This is a genomic window from Thomasclavelia saccharogumia DSM 17460, from assembly GCF_000686665.1.
In the GTDB taxonomy this organism is placed as follows: Bacteria; Bacillota_I; Bacilli_A; order Erysipelotrichales; family Coprobacillaceae; genus Thomasclavelia; species Thomasclavelia saccharogumia.
In genome coordinates, this window is the sequence record NZ_JMLH01000029.1 from 1 (window position 1) to 21,320 (window position 21,320).

Consider the following 21,320-nt stretch of genomic DNA (forward strand, 5'->3'; position numbering starts at 1 on the left):
GATTTTGCTTGGTTTTAACGGTTCTTAGGAATTTGGCTCCACTGTAAATAAGGAAATTGGAATAAATTAATTTGATTGTTTGTGCCATTATATTTTGCTATTTTTTACTAATTAGCTCATATCTTTTACTTCTGTTATCCAATTTAATTTGCCAAAAATTTGTTAAAATAAAATGCTAATCAACAGTTATCTATCATTTATTAAAGACTAATCAACCATTTGATGCTTCTTTATTAAAATAAAGTCAATAATGAAAACGATTTCAAAAAATGAAGCCTCTTGAGGTTGTTTTCATCATGCCCAAAAATACAAATATATACATATTGTCAATGTTCTCATAGATTTTTAACTTATAAAATCAAGTATTAAATATTTTCAAACTTTTTCATAAAAAACTCTTGATTTTTATATAGTTAGCTCCATTTCAATAACAACGCTGAATTAATAATTACAAATACGGATCCCGCATTATGCACTAAAGCACCGACAATAGGATTTAAAATTCCTGTCATCGCTAAAATAATCGCTAGAAAATTTAATCCCATCGAAAATGATAAATTAAAGCGAATCGTTTTCATCATCTTTTTTGATAAGGCAATTAAATGTGGCAATTCCTGAATTTCATCATGAACTAAAACAATGTCAGCGGCATCTACAGCAATATCACTACCAATACTACCCATCGCGATCCCAACATCAGCTTTTTTTAAAGCCGGAGCATCATTGATGCCATCACCGACCATACAAATATTTTGCTGTTTGTTTTGATAAGCTTCAATAATTTTCAACTTATCCTCAGGCAAACAGTGAGCATGAACTTCTTGAATATGGAGCTTAGCAGCAATCGTTTTAGCAGTATTTTGATGATCACCTGTCAACAAAACAGGAGCAACATGTAAATGATCAAGGGCCTCGATCATCATTGAACTCTCCTGACGGAGCATATCTGTCAAAACAAGATATCCTGCCAGCTTACGATCTATCACTATATAAATCACAGTACTGCCTTGTTCAATATATCAGTCAACTTCTTTTTCAACAATATCTAACAGATTAATTCCCTGCATATTTAACATTTCTTTATTACCAGCTAATATCTCTTGATGATCAACTAATCCTTTAACACCTTGACCAATATTCATTTGAAAATTTTCTACAGTCATATTAAATTCACCATACTCTTTTTTATATCCTGCGACAATTGCTTTTCCTAGTGGATGTTCAGAACAGCTTTCTACTACTGCCGCTTTTTTATAAAGATCTTCTTTTTTATAGTTAGATGATAAACTCTTAACCACACTCACTTCTGGTGTTCCATAAGTAAGTGTTCCTGTTTTATCAAAAGTGATTTTAACTACTGAAGATAACCTTTCCAAAGCATCACCTTTACGAACAAGAAAACCATGCTCCGTAGCATTACCACTCGCTGCCATAATTGCTGTTGGTGTAGCAAGAACTAATGCACAAGGACAAAAAACAACTAAAATTGTTACTGATCTTAAAATTTCACCAGTTATAAGCCAAGTCAACAGCGCTGCAGTTAAAGCAATAATAACGATCCATGTAGCCCAACGATCAGCAATACCTACGATTCTTGCTTTACTGGCATCAGCAGATCTAACAAGACGAATCATCCTTTGAATAGAACTATCTTCACCAACTTTTGCTGCCTTCATCTCAAAAGTTCCAAACTGATTGACTGTCCCGCTTGATACATCATCGCCCACAGTTTTATCTACTGGTAATGATTCACCAGTCATAACAGCCTGATTGATTGAAGTACTGCCAGAAACGATCACCCCATCAACAGGTACCATTTCCCCTGGTAAAACTCTTAAAAGATCATTAACTTTGACTTCTTTAGCTAAAATCATTTTTTCTTGATGATCTATCACTAATCTTGCACTTTGTGGTGTTAAACGAACAAGTCTTTCAATTCCAGCATTTGCTTTAGCAACAGTCAAGTCTTCTAATAAAGCTCCTAGCTGCATAATAAACGCAACCTCCCCAGCAGCAAAATATTCACCAATCCAAATAGAAGCTAATAACGCTAATGAAACTAAAACATCAGCTTTGATATCAAATTCTGTTACAAGACCAATAATCGCTTCTAAAATAATTGGAGTTCCACATAAAATAATTGCTACCCAGGCAATATCAAATGGTAAAGTAGTACTTTCAAAAACACTTATCAATAAAGCTATTCCCGAAATTATTAAAAGAATAATTTCTTTTTTTAGACCACCCCATTGTAAAAAATCCTCTATTTTTTCTATCATACCCTTCCTCCTTTATACCTATAGGGGTATTAGTTTGTATTTAGATTATACCTATGGGGGTATATGTTGTCAACCATTGGTTATTTGTTCTTATAATATTATGAGAACAAATAAAAAGCATAGTCAAAAATGACTATACCTCATTTAATAAAATTCTATTCACAATTTTCATTTATCGCATATTAGCAAAACGTTCAACCGCTTTAGTAAAACTCTCAATCGTTTTATCAGCATCACCATGTTCAATACCATCACGTACACAATGTTTGATATGCCCTTCTAATACAACCTGCCCAGCCTTGTGCAAAGCTGATTTTGCAGCATTAATTTGTGCTAATATATCTTCACAGGGAACATCTTCATCAACCATTCTATCGATTGCTTGAACTTGTCCAATGATCTTTTTTAATCTTCTATGCAGATTGTCAGCATCCATACATTTTCTCATCATATTCCTCCTTATACCTATAAGGGTATATGTTATATACTAATCTATGAATCATTAAATGTCAAGCTATCAAAATTATATCAACTATACTTTATCGTTATTTATAATAATTGCCAATCAACCATCGCATCTTTTAACTCTTGCCAAAAAGGCATAGATATTGCAGCCCCTTTACATAAAATGTCAAACTGCTGATCTAACAAACGCATCTCAGCTACAGCATGCATGGCATGATCGCTAGCTGCCAAACGGCCTAATGGTGTTTTACACATAATAAATATCATCATTACCATTAAAAATCTTTTTGCCCCTGGTTGAAAATATCGATCTTCATCTTTAGGACAGATTGGATAACCACATTTTTTTATAACTTCATAGCCTTCATTAGCAGCATCTAAAATCATTTTTCGCTGCTTTCTCGTTGCTTTAGGTAATTTACCATCAACATTATAACAGACATAACAAATCGGTAAAATAAATGCTAAATGACATTTTAACCATGCATCCATTCGAATCTGCCAAGTGAGTTTATAAACAGTAGACTTAAAAAGTTCTTCTATCTGGTTTTGAAAAGATGGTGATAATGAACCATTAGCTTTTCCAATCGTCATCGATAAACTTTTATAAATACTAATAACCAGCTCTTTTTCCCTACGGCCACCTGTTCCTTGAAAAGCAAATGCAATTTCTTTTTTTATTTGTGACAGCTTTTGTATTTTTTCTTCGATACCTGAAGCATCACCATTATTACCAACTAAGATGATTCTTGAACTAGTATTTTTTGATAAAATAGGCACGATTGAGGCCAATTGATTACATTGCATCACGACAAAAATTAAATCGTATCGATCATTTGGCAGTAATGTTTCAATGGTACGAATTCGATCAACAGATGTTTTTCTTTGAATATAATGACGAATAAGCAAACCATTTTTATCAATATTTTCTTTCCAGCTTCCCCTAGCAAGAAGGGTTATATCATGCTCTGTTTGTTGTAAAGTGTGGGCTAATTGGCATCCTAAGACACCAGCACCATATATAAGAACTCTCATTATTTCCCTCTTTTCATTGATTATAAATATAAGTTAGCAATAACTAATTAAATAATATCATATTTTTTTCTTTTTTCGACAAATATTTAATCATTTTGATCTAAATGTTTGAATTCAAAATAAAAATGGCGTATTGTTATATTGTGATAGCAATCAGCTATCAAAAATTTTAATAAGGGGGATCTTGTATGAAAAAAATAATTGCATCATTTGCTGGAGGCGTGATTACAGCGCTTGTAGGAAATCATTTTATTAAAACTGATAAGGCAAGAACAATTGCTGTTAATTCTCTAGCAACAGGAATGAAAATAAAAGACGATGTTGTTGCAAGCTATGAAACAATGAAAGAAGATGCACTTGATATTGTCAATGAAGCTAAAAATAAAAAAGATGGTGAATAGTAAATGCTAACCTATCAAATCGTTCATGATATTCCTGGTAGAATGCGAATTCGTTATGGACGCTATGCTTTTTCAAAAAATATTGAACCTAGTCTTTGTAGTGAATTAAAAAAATGGCAGATGGTCTTTCAAATCGAAGTCAATCATATTACGGGCAGTATTTTATTTATTTATGATAAACAAAGACGTGATGATTTACTCCAACTTGTTGAACAGTTATCCATTGATGAATTTACACCAGTTATACCATTGACAGAAAATGATAAAAGTTATGAATTAATGCAAAAAAACATTAAAGATCATTATTTTAAAAATTTTGGTATTTTGTTTTTTAAAAGATATTTTGTCAAGTGGCTTTTACCACTACCATTTCAGCGTATTTCATGTTTTATCATGGCCTGTCAATACTTTAAAAAAGGACTTCATTCGTTAAAAAAAGGAAAAATAAATGTCCCAGTATTAGATGCTACAAGTATTGGGGTTTCCATGATTAACGGTCAGTTTAATACTGCAGGAAATATCATGTTTTTATTATCGATTTCAGAATTATTAGAAGACTATACTAAAAAGAAGACAACTTTACAGCTTAAAGAAAGTTTATCATATCACTTAGATAAAGTATGGATCTTAGAAAATGAAACCGAATTAGAAATTCCCATGTCACAATTAAAAAAAGATAATATTGTTATTATCCAAACAGGAGCAATGATTCCAATTGATGGTGAAATCACTAGTGGTGAAGCAATGGTCAACGAATCTAGTTTCACTGGTGAACCTTTAAGCAAACATGTAAAAGAACATGATACTGTCTTTGCGGGAACTATCGTTGAAGAAGGAAAAATTTATGTTAAAGTTAGAAATCTACAGCAAGAAAGTAGAATTTCAAAAATAGTTGATATGATTGATACCAACGAATCATTAAAAGCGAGTATTCAAGCAAATGCTGAACATCTTGCTGATTCAATCGTCCCTTTCAGTCTGATGGGATTTTTGACAATGCTGCTTTTTACAAGAAGTTTAACAAGAGCCGCATCGATCTTAATGGTTGATTATTCATGTGCTATTAAATTATCAACATCAATTTCTATCATCAGTGCGATGCAGGAAGCCAGTAAGCATTCAATCATGGTCAAAGGTGGTAAATATTTAGAAGCAATGGCTAATGCAAATACAATTGTTTTTGATAAAACTGGTACATTGACACATGCTACACCTTCGGTGCAAGAAGTTATTCCTTTACAAAACTATTCCCGTGATGAAGTTTTATCGATTGCTGCCTGCTTAGAAGAGCATTTTCCTCATAGTGTTGCTAATGCAATTGTTAAACAAGCAGAAATTGAAAATCTTGTCCACTATGAAGAACATGCTGAAGTGGAATATATTATTGCTCATGGTATTGCGACATATTTACATGGTCAAAGAGCAATTATTGGCAGTGAACATTTTATTTTTGAAGATGAAAAAATCGAAAAAACTGATGAAATTGTCAACCTCATCCATGATTTGCAAAACCGCGGCTCTAGTTCTCTTATCTATCTTGCTATTGGTCAACAGTTAGCGGGAATAATCAGCATCTATGATCCATTAAGAGAAGAAGCTAAACAAGTTATTCATGAGTTGAAGATGAATGGTTTTGAAAATATTGTCATGTTGACTGGAGATTGTGAAAATGCTGCTAAACATATTGCTAAAGAATTAGAAATAACAGCTTATCAAGCAAATGTACTACCTGAAGATAAGGCTAAATATATTCATATGTTAAAAGACAACGGACATAAAGTAGTTATGGTTGGTGATGGCGTTAATGATACTCCAGCTTTATCAGTAGCAGATATTTCCATTTCGATGCAGGATAGTTCTGATATTGCTAGGGAATTAGCGGATGTTACATTAGTATCCAGCCAGCTTCAAGAAATTGTAGCTTTAAAACAACTGTCTGGATTACTTATGAAACGAATCAAAAAAAATTATGCTCAAATCGTTTCATTTAACAGCCTGCTTATTTTAAGTGGTTTATTTGGTTTATTACAGCCTAGTACAAGTGCGCTTTTACATAATGTCTCAACATTTGTTTTTTCGGCTAATTCAACTAAACCATTAATGAAAAAATAGTTAAAAGAACTGGAAAGTTTTCCAGTTCTTTTATAATCTCCAATTTATAGTCTTTTTTCTTTCTAAAACAAAATTTCTATAAATATTGTCTTCTTGAATTAATTGTTCATGTTTTCCCTGCTAAATAATATTTCCTTGATCAACATTTCTTACTGTTTTTAGACGATGAGCAATCATATGATCGTTTTATTTTCATTAACTATTCCATTGCTTTTTGCAGTTTATCTTCATTTTCAAAATCAACATTAGCTATAGCTTCATCAAAAATAATAATTGGGGCATCTTTTAACATTGCTCAAGAAATCGAAATTCTTTGTTTTTGACCTTCTAATAATGATGAACCACCTTCATTAATAATAGTTTGATAACCATCAGGTAAAGCTTCGATAAAATCATCACAACATACTTTTTTAGCAGCCTTTTTGACCATTTCTAAAAAAGCTTCAGGTAACCCAAACTTAATATTATTTTCAATCGTTCGATCTATTTTTTTATCATCCAAAGTGTTAAGTTAAAAAATTTCTAATTAAACATGACCCTAAACTTTACTAATTACAATATTTTATTAATATAGTTCTTCTATTCGCGCTTTAGCCGTTTTAACCGACTCATCATCAGGAACCATCATATATAAATCATCACCATAAATAGGTGAATAAAGCGTTGCCCCACTACCATCAACACTACTCTGTTGAATATCCCAGGCACTCATATCTTCTATTTGCATTCGAACTAAACTTATCATTTGAGTTTCTGAGATATTTGTTTGAAATGAAGAATTTAATGTTTCTAACAATGAATCATAACTATTTAAAATCGTTGGTGAAAGTACTTTATTGATGATTCCAGTAATTACACGCATCTGATTCCGACCACGTTCTTTATCGCCATCTTCAAATGCATACCTTTCACGAGAGAAAGTTAAAGCCTCTTGACCATTTAAAGAAATAGTTCCGGCTTTAAAATTACCAAAGGCCTGCGGATTTTGAACTTCGATACCGCCTATTGTATCGACGATCTTAATAAGACTATCAAAATTGACTCTAACATAATAATCAATATTAATATCAAAATAGGCAGAAACATCAGCCATTGTCTCAGTGATTCCATATAACCCACTATGAGTTAATTTATCTTTCTGACCATCAAGAATATTAAAAGGAATATAGTAATCACGCGGAATACTTGTTAATAAAACTTTTTTAGTTGTCGGATTCACAGTTATGATGATATTAACATCACTACGTGATTTGGTAGTGATAGCGCCATATGTATCGATACCACTAACATAAACACTAAATGTATCTTTAGTAACATCTTTATTTTCTGGTGCTTCTATTTCTGATATATATTGTTTTGAATAAATGACTTTTGTATCATCTGAAAAAGAAGGATAATTTTCTTCAATTACTGAACGATAAGATTCATTGATAATAATACAGTCAACATCATTACAATATAGTGCATTTACCAACGTTACTATTCCTGAATATATTTTAGGCTTGATATTTTCTTTATTTTCTCTTTGAATTTTTTTTATAGTTTTATCAACTAAACCATCGTCAGCAGCTAATACTGAATATACTTTTCCTTTTAGATCCTGCGTATACTGGCAAGAACTATTTTTTTTAACAATTACAGAAACAGTATCTGTTTCAATACGATTTTCAGTTTGAACTAAAGCATTCATAGTTTTATCAAAAATATAATTTACCGGAATTACTAATACACATAATAAGATAATTACTGTTTTTCCAGCTATTTTTATTTTTTTACTTTTAGCTTTATATTGACTCAATGCTAATATTACTACAAGAGCTAAAAAAATGATAATCATAATGAGCATATATTTAAATGACAAAATAGGATATTTATTAAATAGATATAAAATCCAGCCTAAGATTCCTGCTAAAATAATCATAAAATATGTTCTTATATCTTTAAAAATCTGATTCATTTTTTCCCTCCTCTTTAATAAAAGGTATCATCTTATCTTCAATTACAGCTTTAGGATGAAGATAAAGTAATCTTCTAGCATCATCAACCCCATAATTTAATTCTAAATAATCTTGTATTTCGTCCATATTAGTTCGCCGATAAATACTGTTATGACCGTCACTAGCAACTATACTCACCAAATTATATTTCAATAATTTTTTTACCGTCATTTTTACCGTTGCCCCAAAACTACCTAGTATACTGCCTCTATTAATTTGAGATAAACATCCTAATTTTAACCAGTCATAAACTAACCATGGTTTCTGATGAATACAGATGTATCGTTCTGGATGAGCAATGATCGGAATTTTCCCTATTTTAAGAATTTCTTTTAAAATCGTTGTTATATACTGGGGATGTTCATCAAATGCAAATTCTATTAAATAATACTTTGTTTTATTTAAGCCGATAACTCTTTGATTTATTATTTTTTCTACAATATCATCAGAAGCAAAAATTTCCATTCCTAAATAAACCTTTAAATCAATTCTTTCTTTTTCAAGTTCTCTACTAAAATTATCAAAAGATTTAATTAAACTAGCATCATAGAAATTTTCAAACCGCTTTATTTGATTGCTATGCGGGGTAACAACCATCGCCCTAACTCCACTTCCAGCTGCAAGTTTGGCCATTGCTATCGATTCTGCCATTGAATCTGCTCCATCGTCTAAATACGGCAAGATATGAACATGGATATCGATCATAGATCATTACCCCTTATCTTTATATCCATACCCATAGCCATATTTACCATAACCATAACTACCATAATCATGAATATTATGAGCATAAAAATTAAAGACATAACCTTTAACACAGCTTTCATCTTTTAACATTGATAAACCATCTTGTATTTTTTGATGTGGTATGAAATCATATTTTACAACATATAATAACGCATCACCATAATCTTGAAGCTGCATAAAATCTGGAAATATCCCGCAAGGCGGTGTATCGATAATAACATAATCAAATTCCTGCTTGATTTTGTTGAGATATTCTCCTAACTTAGGATCACTTAAAATTGCAATTGGATTTTCAACTAATTCCTGTCCCCCTAAAAACCAAAGCTTCTCTTCTTTTAATTCACTGATTTCCTGACACACATCACCATTTCTATATACATCTTGAATTCCTTTACTATTAGGACAATTTAAAATATGCGCAAGTGCCTGTTTACGTAAATCACCGTCGATCAAAAGAACTTTTTTACCATTAACAGCAAATGTTTCCGCTAAATTAGTTGAGATCGTTGATTTACCTTCTCCAGAAGCACTGCTGGTAATTAAAATAATTTTATTTTTTTCTTTATCGAAAGCTCGTTCTAATCTTATTTGTAAAGAACGTAATCCTTCTTTATAACCATAAGATATTCTTCGATCAAGTATCGAAATTCGCTTTAATTTTTGTGTCTTACGAGCTTTAAATTTAACTTTAGGAATAGTTGCCATACATTTTAAACTTGTAATCCGCTTCATTTCATCAACTGTTTTTATTGTCTTTCTAAAAAAGGCCATACTTCCCAAAATAATTAAACCGACTGCAGCTCCAATCAAAACACCTAAACTTACTGTTTTAAAAAATGATAAGTTATTGTAAGGAACAGTAGGCATTTGGGGATTATTGATCATATGAAATTGAATATCACCTAAAACAAAACGCGCTGCATCAGGATATACTTCAATTGCTGAAGTTAAAATAGAAATAGCATCTTGTGCTTTAGGACTTTCTACTGCCATCGTTACAATATTTGAATCACTAACTGTACTTGCACTTAATGTCCCATTTAATTTATCTACACCTAGTTCTTCAAGTAAAATTCCCTTAAAATAACTACTGTCAAGAATATAAGGAAATGTTTTTGATAATTGATCAGCAGTATTTTGCGAATAATAGTAACTGTAGCTGCCACTATTTTCATCTCCGGTAGCAACAGTAAATGTAGCTTCACAGCGATAATAAGGATCATATGTCAGATAACAAAAAGTACTATAAATTATCGTTGTAATAATAATGATTCCAAAAAATAATCCCCAGTATTCACGAATAATCTTGAGAAAATCATGAACTAAAATTCGTAAGTCAATTTCGACATAATCTTCTTCTGTCATTAATTTTTTGAGTTTTTGTTCATCCATAATCTCACCTACTTTCATGCCTGTTATAAGCATAATTGGCATAGCCATATGCTTCTTGATCACTTTTTTCTTCGATGAAGAAGTTAAGAATAAAACCAGTGAAATCACAGTTGCTTTGCCAAATAAGGTCAACAGTGTCATTGATTACTCTGATATCTGACCAGTCTTGACGAACAACCAATAAAGTTGTATCAACGACATCCATCCATACTTCAGCATCTGTAGAAACAGTTGATGGTGAACAGTCGATAATAATATAATCAAATTGTTCTTTTAATTTATTTACTATCTCTTTTAACTTTATTGTATCCATCAAACCAGCTGGTTCTTCTACTGCTTGATAAACAAACAATTCCCAAATATTAGTTCTTTTATTAAAATAAACATTGTCTTCTAAAGATATTTTTCCAGTTAAAATATCAACTAGTGAATTATTTTGTGATTTTTCTTTATCAAATACTTTATATTGTGCTGGGTTTCTAAAATCACCATCAATAATCAATACTTTTTTATTCTTTTCAACTAATGATAAAGCTATATTAGCAGTTACTGTCGATTTGCCTTCGTTTTCACTAATACTAGTGACTAAAATTATTTTTTGCTGATGTCTATTTAAATGATTCTCGATTCGTGATGCTATTTTACGATTTGATTCTACAAAACTCATACTAACGATAGGTGAACTAATGAGTAGTGCCTGATTAGATTTTTTTGTTTTCCCTTTCTTCTTTTCAAAAGGAACAACTCCTAATATCTTACCATCTAATAGCTTAGAAGCGTTTTTACTTGTTTTAAGTGTATGTCTAAATAAATATAAACAAACAATAATTCCCGCCATTATAGCAGCTGCTAGTAAAGCTAATTCATTACGACGATTCATTAGTATCGGACTATTAGACGGTGACGTTGGTATCGTCGGCTCTTGTAAAATTTGTAAAGATGCGTTAGTAAATACATAATCTGATACTTCGTCATAGTGTTTTAAAGCTGAATTCATAAAAAGGTAACTGTTTTGTGGATCATTGGTTGTTACTTTCAACACCAAAAGATTTGTTTCTTGAACCTGCTCACAGCTGATTACACCATCAATCGTCTTACCTGTTTCTTTTTCTACAAGTTCTTTCATTACGTCACTTTGAAAAACTTCTTTGATTACATCGGCCATTTGCGTAGCCATTGCAAGTGAGGTATAAGTATTACTATCACCTTTGGCACTTACTACTAAAGTCGATGAAACAGTGTATTGAGGCACATAAATTAATTCTCCAACTCCGGTAACTGCTAACCATAAAGAAGCACCTGCAAAAATGATCATCCACCAGTTTTTTAATAAATCTTTGATAATCCCTCGATAATTAATCGAATCTAAATCAATCTCATCCTGATTCATTTCTTCTTCTCCTTTACAATTATTCAACAACTACAGTTAACCAGGTTTCACCTTTATTTCCAGACGAAACCGCACTATAATGAATTTCATATATTCCTGGTGTATTGGTATCAACTTGAGAATCAATTGTGACGTTCTTTTTGTTAACCTTCTTTTTAGAAATAGTTTCAACACTTTCAATATATTGATATGGATCGATCGTTTCTCCAGCGTTAATATAAACAATTCCTTCAGTTAGTTCAATATTAATACTTTGATTTTCACTTTTAACTATATGAATAGGGATTTCCATTGTCCTAACATCACCATAACTATTACTTACTTCTAAAGTTAAATGATAACTGCCTGCTGTAGTATAGTTTACATCACTGGTGCCTTGAATTATTGATTTCGTTAAATCACCATCAAGCATATCTTCAGCCGTTATTTGCGATATCGTTTTTTGATAATTCCCCTCTTTTTCTATATACACTAAAGGTTTAGCCGTTATAAATCTTGGTGAATGATAATCTGTGAATCGAACATTTCTAGTAAGACTTGTTGATTGATTAGAGGAATCAAAAACAACATAAGTAACACTACAAAGACCTTTATCAATAAATCTTGTCATATTTCCTACTAATATTTTATTAGTTAGATCACCATCTTCTTTATCAAAAGCACTTAATCCATCCAATAATTGTTCTTGTGTATATTCACAAGGAATCTCTAAAACATCATGGTCACTTGTGATAGTTGGTAAAGTAGGATCCTTACTAATTAATTCCTTGCTCTTAGCTATTAAAAAAACACCTAAGGACAAACAGAAAACTATGATAACAGTATATCTTATTAATTTCATCTATCTTCCTCCATTAAACCTCATTTAAAAAAGCCTCTATTTCTTCTTCATCCACTTCATCAATTCGTCCCTCTTGAATTTTATAAACACGATCACATATAGATAAAACACTAGGACGATGGGCAGTTACAATGATTGTCTGCAAAGGATCACGATGTAAAATATTTCTTAAAACCTTTTTTTCACTAACCATATCTAAAGCGCTTGTAGCTTCATCAAGCAATAATACAGGCGCTTTAGCCATCAATGCTCGAGCAATACTCAATCTTTGTTTCTGACCTTCCGAAAAACGATTTCCTCCTTCACTTACTTCTGTATGGATCCCATTTTCCAATTGTGCAACAAACTCCCAGGCACAAGCTGTTTTTAAAACTTCGATGATCTCTTCATCACTAGCATCAGGTCTAAGCATTTTCATATTGTCAGCTATCGTTCCCGAAAACAAAGTATTACCTTGAGGAATATAACTAAATAAACATCTCGTTCCTGAACTAATAGGAATAGTTTCATACCCAGGATTACTCACAGTTACTGCACCTGCTTTAGGATGATATAATCCTAACAAGATCCTTAATGTCGTTGTCTTACCTTGACCCGAAGGTCCAATCAAACCAATGATTTCACCTGGTGAAGCAATCATATTAGCATTTTGATATACATAAGGATTATCACCATATCGAAAACTAACATCTTTCATTTCTACTGTAATTCCTACATCTTTAGCTTTAGCTAAAAGCTTTTTTGCTTCCTGCTCATCTTCTAGAGACTCCCTAGGTAATTGAATAATTTCCATGATTCTGCCAGCACTAATACCAGCTCGCATCGCTGTTGGCAATAAATTTAAAACCGATGAAAACGATCCTCTTAAAGATGAAGACATTGACACATATAATGTCATTGTTCCATAACTAATATCTCCCTGCCATAGTCTATATGCTGCAAAACCATAACAAGCATAACCAATCAACTGACCAATAAATCCTGTCAAGATCGTCATTTTAGATTGAAACTTATTTTGAATCATCGCATAATCAATCGATTGATCCTGAACGTCTTTATATTGTTTAATAAAATAATCAACCAAGCCAAAGGCTTTGATCATTTGCATATTTTGTAATGTTTCTTGATTAAATGATGTCTTATGACTTTGCAGTTCCATTTGTTTACGCTGAAAATCACGCATTTTTCTCATAGAAAAACGGGTGCTCATAAACGAAATAGGAGCACCTGCTAAAGCAATTAATGCCATAATAATATCATTTTGTACCATCACAATAAAAGCACCGCCAAATGAAATCAAGATTGAAACCACATTAGGTAAATACGTTAAAATATTATTAGAAACCATTGCAGCATCACCATTGATTCGATACATTAGATCCCCCGTTCTATATTTAGACAATTCTTCCCAATCAGTCTGTAAGATCTGAGAAAAAATATCAATCCGAATCTCATTATTCACTTTCATACTAATGCGTAACGATAAACGCGTTTTAAAAGCATTAATAAACAACTGTGACACCCCTACACCAACATATAGAGCAACGACTTTTACGATTTCTAAAGAATTCTGACCAGTAATTGCGTCTACCAAATCTCTAGAAACCATCGATGTCCCTAACGTTAAAAAAGAACCCGAAGCCCCTAAAAGAGTATATGTTCCAATTAAAAACCAATAACGTTTCATATAGCTTCCCATCCATAACCATTGAGAAACCAGCTCTTTTAAACGCCCCTCTTTTATTCTTTTTATGTAGTGTTTAATTTTTTTAATCATTCAATATAGCCCTTTCAACTAACTCAACTGATTCTTCATCAGGTCTACACTTCAACAAATAAACAGGCACACAAGATAATAAACCATCAAGCATTGCCATTACTGCTTCAACCCCTATTTCATACCAGTGTGGTAAAAAGACATTTGCCAGCACTCTTTCAACCATTCTAATACCATCAAGTTTTTCTATCGTATTTTCTAAATCCTGCTGCAATACTACAATTCCCGATAATGCAACTTGTCTATTTTCACAATATGGTGATGATCCATGCCATGGACAGCCACATCCCCAATACGTTTGACCATCATCATGAACTAACGCCATATCTCCATTAATAATTACTGCATCACGATACTTATGCCATAACTCTGCCTGCGTTGTCTTACCAATACCTGAAGGTCCAATAAACATGATTCCTTTACCACTTACATCAACAAGGCTGCTATGCATCATTATTCCATGACGAGTCGCTAGATGTGTCATAATCGCTGCAATCAATGCTCCCTCTAAGCCATCACTTTGACCATCAAGCAACGTGATACTCGCTTTACTCCAATCATCATTAGCACTTAACAAAGCATTTTGACACTTCAACACAGCACATCCAGGTTGCGGTTCAAACACTTCAACACCATATTTATGCATAAGCTGAGAACAAACATTAATTTCTAAATCTGTCATCTCAGTATCACATTTAAACAAATCCCACGATGGATAATCAAATGAGTATTTACATAGCTTTATGACTTTTTTACATATTTCAAACATTAACATATTTAAATTATCTACTGTGGCCAAATTAAACATGTTCCATAATAAGAATTGAACCTAGCCCAATCATAATCTGGCTCATATCCTGACAATCTCTGAACATTTAAAACATATTGATAAATTAAATCATTTATCTTAGCTGTAACAGTAGCTATATCTCCTTCTACTAAATTACCTTGTTCATCAAATTTAACACCTAATTCTTGAGTTAAATAGTTGCAAAATTCACTTGTAGTCCAATATGTATCTTGGTAATCTCTTCCTAAAATATATCCCCATCCTGAACCACCAGGTTCATTATCTTTACTTTGTATTCCGCCTGGAAGATGCCATAAAACTGTGACAGATAAATGTCCTGTTCCAGAAGTATTTTGATTTACCGATCCACCAATATCCGCTGGCATAATTCCTGAATCCATATTTTGACCACCTATACTTGTATAGGGTACTGTTACTTCTCCTTGCATTAATTATTCCTCCTTAACCTTTCTACTTATATCTATCATTTCTTTTATCTTTTTACAATATTCTTTATCTAATTTGTTTAGCCCTCCACTGAAACATGCTAGATGAGCTAAACATTTTTTACACTGTTTTTTATACTCACATGTATAGCATTCATCTGGCCATCTTAGTTTTTCTTGATAATCTAAAAGTTCTTTCCAGCATTTTTCAAGTGATTGATTGACAACAGATATATGTGGTTCATCTAAAAACAAACAGAATCTCATATTACCATCCCAGGTAATATTAAATTCTTTATGATAACCTGAACATCTTTTAGCAGGTATGTCATCATTGGATGGTGGTAATTCATTCCATAGTTTTGAAGTTTGTTCAATACCTTCTGGATCCCATATTTCTATTGCACATTCTTTTGCTTCGCTTTGAGCGCCTCTTAATGATGGATAACAAGATGCGCTATAATACCATGGTAAGTTATTTTCTTTTGCGTATTGCATAATATTTTGAGTATCTTTTTTATTGTTTTTGATAAATGTTGTTACAAGCTGAATATTCATGTTTCTATCTTTTAAAGCTTGAATTCCAGCATTTGTTTTAGTAAAACCATTTTCAATACAACAAACATCTTGATAAACTTCATCATTTGAACCATATAAAGTTATTTTAACTGTTTCTGGGGGATATTCTTCTAATACATCTAGAATATCACCACTAAGCTGTGAAGCATTTGTTTGCAATGTAAGTAAAAATCCCATTTGTGATAAACCAATCCATATTTTTTTAAAATCTGGATGGCATACTGGGTCCCCCCAGTTATGCATATGGAAAAAACGCCCATTTCAACAGCTTGTCGACCTATTTCTAACCATTCATCACCAGTTAATTCTCTACCGTCTCCAACTTTAGATATTCTGTCTACAGGTAAATGTACATAGCACATCCGGCAATTAAAACCACATCGAGGCGTTATTTCAAATGTTGCATGAATGGGAATTGCATTTTCATATGCTTTTTGCTGCATCTTTGCTAATTTAAGCATGCCATACAAATTCTTCTGCATTATTTTTTAGAATCCTTTTCTAATTTTTTGATTTCCTCTTGTGAAAGTTCAATCTTAACTGAACCTGTAGCCGGTAATGGTCGTCCATTATCTAACATATAGTTGTTATCCAATAATTTTAAAAAAGCTTGAATATCTTTTCTTGCTATTTCTTTACTTACTCCAGAAAAATGTCCCATCACCGCTTCTACTAATGAATCTTCTGTGAATTCATCATTTTTCATGATATTCCATAACCAAGCTGTTGAATCTGTTATTTCCATCATTGGTGATATTTGTGATAAGCGTCCAATGGGAACAACAATATTCTCTCCAGCCACTTTACGTAAAACAAGATCTTTTTTTAATTTCATTATAATAATCTCCATTTTCAATAACATTTTATGTAAAAATGTAATATATCAATAAATAATTACTATCTATAATTATTATCTACCTTCAAATTTCATCAATCAGATTAATTTTATCATAATTTATTTAATTTACAACCTTTATCTACTCAAACGCAGGTTTTATGTTTAAAGCGCAAAAAATAGTAATATTAAAAGTCTTTTTTATTTTTTCATAAAAATAATTTAGTTATAAAGCATCAATAGATACTACTTTATATTATTATAGTTTTTCAATATTTTATAGATATTTTAAAAGTTTGTGATATTATATAAGAAAAATATGAATTAGGTGAAATTATGAATGTTATTAATGAATTATTTATGAAGATGATATCTTGTTATATGCATGATAAAGAATTTGAGGAATCTTTATCTTTTTTAACTAATGAACAGTGGCAAAAATTGCATGATTTTTCTAAAATGCATTATTTATCGCCAATTGTATATGAAGTTGTTAAAAATAATGATTCTTTTAAACAATTACCAGATTTGTTTAAAAATCAGTGGAAACAGGAAACTATTTCTTTAGTTATTAAACAGGTGCAATTAAGTGAAGCTTTTTTGAAAATATATCAGGAAATAAGAAAAACAGGTATTAATTGTATTGTTACGAAAGGAATTGTTTTAAGACAGTTATATTCTAAAAGAGAATGGCGTGTATCTGGTGATGAAGATATTTTTATTAAAAAAGAGGATTTTAAAAAGGTACATCAGATATTTATTGATCGTAATTATCATGTAATAAATGATATTGCCAATGAGAATATTCCAGTTATTACTTATGTTGATCCAATAACAGATTTAAATATTGAACTTCATTTACAATTATTTGGTAAAGATACTTATTTGGGTTTTCTTAATGATTATTTTAAGGATAGTTTTGATCATTGCATGGAAATAGAAATAGATAATGTTTTTATACAGGTAATGAATGAAAATGATCAATTATTTTATTTGATTTGTCATTGTTTTAAACATTTTATTAATAATGGAGTTGGTTTAAGACAGTTAATGGATATTGGAATGTATAGTCAAAAATATTATAGTATGATCGACTGGTTGGCACTATTACATAAAACAAATGATTTTAAAGGTAATTTGTTTGTTCATTGTATTTATAGTATTCTTGAAGATTTTTTTAATGTTTCAATGGATAGTATAAACTATCCTAAACAACTAATTGATAATTTAGATTATCATGATATTTTAGAAGATATCTTTGATAGCGGAGTATTCGGACTTTCAAGCGAAGAAAGAATTTATAGCAATTTAGTCACCAGACGAGTTATTAATAAAGAACATAAAAAAATTCCTTTACGGGAACTTATTTTTCCATCAGCTAAAAAACTACGCTCTGGTTATGCTGTTTTATATGATCATCCATATTTATTACCATATATATGGATAAAACGAATTTTAAGATTTCTTATTCGTTATAACAGCAGTCGAAAAAACAGTAATCTTGATATAACAAAATCTGTAGTTTTAGGTAATGAAAGAATTGCTTTGTTGAAAAAATATCATATTATTGATTAAAATGTATATTTAAAAACTATTAGAATATTTTTACATACTTATTTTGTAAAGTAGATAAGGAGGTTAACATCATGTTAACTAGTAAACAAATTATGAATGAAATTTGTAAACGCATTATTATATTATCCCCTCAAGAAAGAGTTGCTTTTTTAAAAGAATTAGGAATTGAAATTTCGATAGAACAATGTTCATCACTTGCCTTTGAAACAGATATCATTGATTTAATTGAACATTTATCAAATAATAGTGATAATAAAATCATTTAAACCTATTAATATTAAAACAACTAAAAATATAAATGATGCTTTTAAAAACGCCAGAATTTACAACATATATAAACAGACCAAAGACAGTGTTGAATATTATCTACTTAAGCACTAGAGCTATCTACTGCTAAAAAAGATGATATTGAAAACAAGCCGCCTTGATACGATAATAAAATAAGTTACAAATATTGAAACCGATACTTAAAATCGATTCAATGTTAAAACAGGCATATGAATGAAAAGAAGACTAGCTTGACTTCAATAAAAATCACACATATGAAAACGTATCAAAAAATATAATGGACTTTATAACTAGTTAGTAGCATTAAATATCAATGAGTTTAAAAATGCTGTAAATATCTTTAAAAATATAAAAAGACAGATCATCAATTCATTTATTATCATTAACAGCAGAATTAAGATTCTATTAAAAACAGCTTTAAAATATAAAAATTTTAAAAGATCAAAAAACCAAAAGATCTGTACAAAATCAGATAATAATTAAATAAGATAGTTGTTTGATCATATTATATTAATAGTACCATTCTTGACCCCATAGTGTTGAATGGTACTTTTTCGACTATAAACAGAATTAGAGTCATCAAATCCCACATTTAAACATAAACTTTTGTTAACATATAATAATTTAAATGCTATATCTTTAGTTTATTTCCTCTATCTTACATATATGTTTTTTACTCTTTTTATCATAACTGATTCCTACTAATATTAGATCATCTAAATATTTCTCTAATCCATAATAATATTTCTTCTCTTTGATCTGATCTATCGCTGTCTCTACTTCCTGATCCCACTTCAATTCTACTATCATCGCTGGTTTATCATCTTTTGGAATAAACACCATATCTGCATACCCTTTGCCGCTTGGCATCTCTCTTATTATCGTATAATGATTTCTTGCATATATATACGCGATCGATATCGTATATGACAGGGCATTTTCATTATTATATGTTAGTATCGCTGTATCCAAATGTGCTTCTTCGATATACTTGGCTACTAATTCCTCTTCTCTATTCCATGTCACTTCTAATAAGGCACGGCTGTTTAATAACGCTTTCGTCGTTTCATTCCATGATGAATCTTCAATTGATGCTACAAACGAACTTGTTACTTCCTTATTTGGAATATAACATGTCTGATCAGAACTGTTATATCCTAGATAACCTAGATGGATCAGCAGTGTTAAAACATCATCTTTTGATTTAAACGTCGTCATATCATTTTGAAACTTGTCTGTATTCAAATATACCTCTTCTCCAGCTAATAATTTAACAACATCATCTTTCAAGCCGTCATAATTCATATCGATATATACTCTTAAGGCTTCATACGTCTCCGTTGATGTCCAGTAATTCCCAAACTTTTTCCTTATGATCGAGGCTACTACTGATCTTGGCGAAAATGTTGAAATCGTATCTGTCAAATGATAACCATCATACCATTCTTTCATTTCTTCATAACTGATATTATACTGATGACATAGTTTTTCAACTTCTTTTTCTGTAAAACCCATATATTCTGATAATAATCCTGGATCAACCATTGAAATTTCATCAAACATATTTAAGGCACTATGGGTTCCATATTTCTTGATTGGCAGAATTCCCGTCATATAGCATAATGATACATATGATTTATCTTTCAACAGATTTCTTAAAAAATCCAGATATTTTTCCTGGGCTTCTTTATCATTTTTGTATTCTCTGAAAATACAGTCCCATTCATCAATGATAAAAATAAAGCTGTTTTGAATCTGACTGTATATATCATTGAGAACTCTAATAAGTTTTGTTTTATCAAAATATAACAAATCCTTATATTTCAAAAGCAGTTCCCAAATAACTGAATCATTCACCAATTGAATCATCTTTTCAACATCATGTGTTTCACTTAAAAAATCCTGCATATTGAGATGGATCACATTATGCTGATTTAAATGCTTTTGATATAACTCTGTTTGACAGATTTTTAAATCATTGAATATCTGTGATGAATCACAGCCCTTGGAATAATAAGCTGTTAACATATTAGCATCGGTGCTCTTTCCAAAACGCCTTGGTCTTGAAACACATAACATTTTATTTGGTGTACGTATTAGAGGATTTGTTTTCTCTATCAATAAGCTATGATCAACAAATACTTCTCCTCGCAGCATTTCAGCATACTTTTCATTATTTGGATTTAAATAGATACCCATGACTATCGCTTCCTTTCATAGAGTTATTGTAACATTTTTTATTTGTCTATTCATCACATTTGATGCTAATCATAGTTTAATTTTATTGATCAATCCAATCATACATATTGGTGGGTATGACTAATTAATTTAACATCATTATCAAATTGATTGTATATATTAAATTTATGTA

At 31.0% G+C, this 21,320-nt stretch carries 18 protein-coding genes and 1 pseudogene; 4 read left to right on the top strand and 15 right to left on the bottom strand.

Annotation, left to right across the window (positions count from 1 at the left end; translation table 11 throughout):
* Positions 1–413: 413 nt before the first annotated feature.
* The 3 genes and pseudogenes from BR82_RS17695 to BR82_RS0107860 form a co-directional block, all read right to left on the bottom strand.
* Positions 414–2,279, bottom strand: a pseudogene (locus BR82_RS17695) (heavy metal translocating P-type ATPase).
* Positions 2,280–2,451: 172 nt separating this feature from the next.
* Positions 2,452–2,727, bottom strand: coding sequence for a metal-sensing transcriptional repressor (locus BR82_RS0107855; RefSeq protein WP_027089742.1), 276 nt, complete (start codon positions 2,725–2,727; stop codon positions 2,452–2,454).
* Between the two features lie 101 nt (positions 2,728–2,828).
* Positions 2,829–3,779: a ketopantoate reductase family protein gene (locus tag BR82_RS0107860; RefSeq protein ID WP_027089743.1), complete on the bottom strand. Its 951-nt coding sequence runs from the start codon at positions 3,777–3,779 to the stop codon at positions 2,829–2,831.
* Positions 3,780–3,967: 188 nt separating this feature from the next.
* Between BR82_RS0107860 and BR82_RS0107865 the strand changes: the two genes are divergently transcribed.
* Both BR82_RS0107865 and BR82_RS0107870 read left to right on the top strand, forming a co-directional pair.
* Entirely contained in the window at positions 3,968–4,180 is a 213-nt protein-coding gene (locus BR82_RS0107865; protein ID WP_027089744.1) for a hypothetical protein, read from the top strand.
* A 3-nt stretch (positions 4,181–4,183) separates the two neighbouring features.
* The gene (locus tag BR82_RS0107870; protein ID WP_027089745.1) at positions 4,184–6,292 is read left to right on the top strand and encodes a heavy metal translocating P-type ATPase; all 2,109 of its coding nucleotides are present in this window, start codon (positions 4,184–4,186) and stop codon (positions 6,290–6,292) included.
* A 295-nt stretch (positions 6,293–6,587) separates the two neighbouring features.
* Here BR82_RS0107870 and BR82_RS17980 read toward each other — a convergent pair whose 3' ends face one another.
* From BR82_RS17980 to BR82_RS0107935, 11 genes are all read right to left on the bottom strand, one after another.
* Positions 6,588–6,794, bottom strand: coding sequence for a P-loop NTPase family protein (locus BR82_RS17980; protein ID WP_027089746.1), 207 nt, complete (start codon positions 6,792–6,794; stop codon positions 6,588–6,590).
* 63 nt (positions 6,795–6,857) lie between these two features.
* Positions 6,858–8,249, bottom strand: coding sequence for an LCP family protein (locus BR82_RS15435; RefSeq protein ID WP_051592783.1), 1,392 nt, complete (start codon positions 8,247–8,249; stop codon positions 6,858–6,860).
* Complete coding sequence (locus BR82_RS15440; RefSeq protein ID WP_051592784.1) at positions 8,233–8,994, bottom strand: tyrosine-protein phosphatase; 762 nt, start codon at positions 8,992–8,994, stop codon at positions 8,233–8,235. Before BR82_RS15440 ends, BR82_RS15435 begins: the two co-directional genes overlap by 17 nt.
* A gap of 6 nt (positions 8,995–9,000) precedes the next feature.
* Positions 9,001–10,428, bottom strand: a complete 1,428-nt coding sequence (locus BR82_RS0107895; protein ID WP_027089747.1) for a tyrosine-protein kinase — start codon at positions 10,426–10,428, stop codon at positions 9,001–9,003.
* Positions 10,429–10,432: 4 nt separating this feature from the next.
* Positions 10,433–11,818, bottom strand: a complete 1,386-nt coding sequence (locus tag BR82_RS0107900; protein ID WP_027089748.1) for a polysaccharide biosynthesis tyrosine autokinase — start codon at positions 11,816–11,818, stop codon at positions 10,433–10,435.
* A 19-nt stretch (positions 11,819–11,837) separates the two neighbouring features.
* Positions 11,838–12,659 (bottom strand): immunoglobulin-like domain-containing protein, encoded by an 822-nt coding sequence (locus BR82_RS0107905; RefSeq protein WP_027089749.1) that lies wholly within the window; start codon positions 12,657–12,659, stop codon positions 11,838–11,840.
* Between the two features lie 13 nt (positions 12,660–12,672).
* Positions 12,673–14,436 carry an ABC transporter ATP-binding protein gene (locus BR82_RS0107910; protein ID WP_027089750.1) on the bottom strand — a complete coding sequence of 588 codons (1,764 nt, stop codon included), beginning with the start codon at positions 14,434–14,436 and terminating at the stop codon, positions 12,673–12,675.
* Complete coding sequence (locus BR82_RS0107915; protein ID WP_027089751.1) at positions 14,429–15,118, bottom strand: hypothetical protein; 690 nt, start codon at positions 15,116–15,118, stop codon at positions 14,429–14,431. The genes BR82_RS0107910 and BR82_RS0107915 overlap by 8 nt, the downstream gene beginning before the upstream one ends.
* Before the next feature lie 104 nt (positions 15,119–15,222).
* Positions 15,223–15,675: a hypothetical protein gene (locus tag BR82_RS0107920; RefSeq protein ID WP_027089752.1), complete on the bottom strand. Its 453-nt coding sequence runs from the start codon at positions 15,673–15,675 to the stop codon at positions 15,223–15,225.
* A gap of 3 nt (positions 15,676–15,678) precedes the next feature.
* The gene (locus tag BR82_RS0107925; protein WP_147590231.1) at positions 15,679–16,494 is read right to left on the bottom strand and encodes a radical SAM protein; all 816 of its coding nucleotides are present in this window, start codon (positions 16,492–16,494) and stop codon (positions 15,679–15,681) included.
* Positions 16,495–16,732: 238 nt separating this feature from the next.
* Positions 16,733–17,086 (bottom strand): PqqD family peptide modification chaperone, encoded by a 354-nt coding sequence (locus tag BR82_RS0107935; RefSeq protein ID WP_034864462.1) that lies wholly within the window; start codon positions 17,084–17,086, stop codon positions 16,733–16,735.
* 336 nt (positions 17,087–17,422) lie between these two features.
* Here BR82_RS0107935 and BR82_RS0107940 point away from each other — a divergent pair, with 336 nt between their 5' ends.
* Complete coding sequence (locus BR82_RS0107940; RefSeq protein ID WP_027089756.1) at positions 17,423–18,661, top strand: nucleotidyltransferase domain-containing protein; 1,239 nt, start codon at positions 17,423–17,425, stop codon at positions 18,659–18,661.
* Between the two features lie 71 nt (positions 18,662–18,732).
* Positions 18,733–18,927 carry a hypothetical protein gene (locus BR82_RS0107945; protein WP_027089757.1) on the top strand — a complete coding sequence of 65 codons (195 nt, stop codon included), beginning with the start codon at positions 18,733–18,735 and terminating at the stop codon, positions 18,925–18,927.
* A gap of 661 nt (positions 18,928–19,588) precedes the next feature.
* Here the strand turns inward: BR82_RS0107945 and BR82_RS0107950 are convergent.
* Positions 19,589–21,148 carry an AAA family ATPase gene (locus tag BR82_RS0107950; RefSeq protein ID WP_027089758.1) on the bottom strand — a complete coding sequence of 520 codons (1,560 nt, stop codon included), beginning with the start codon at positions 21,146–21,148 and terminating at the stop codon, positions 19,589–19,591.
* Positions 21,149–21,320 lie beyond the last annotated feature (172 nt).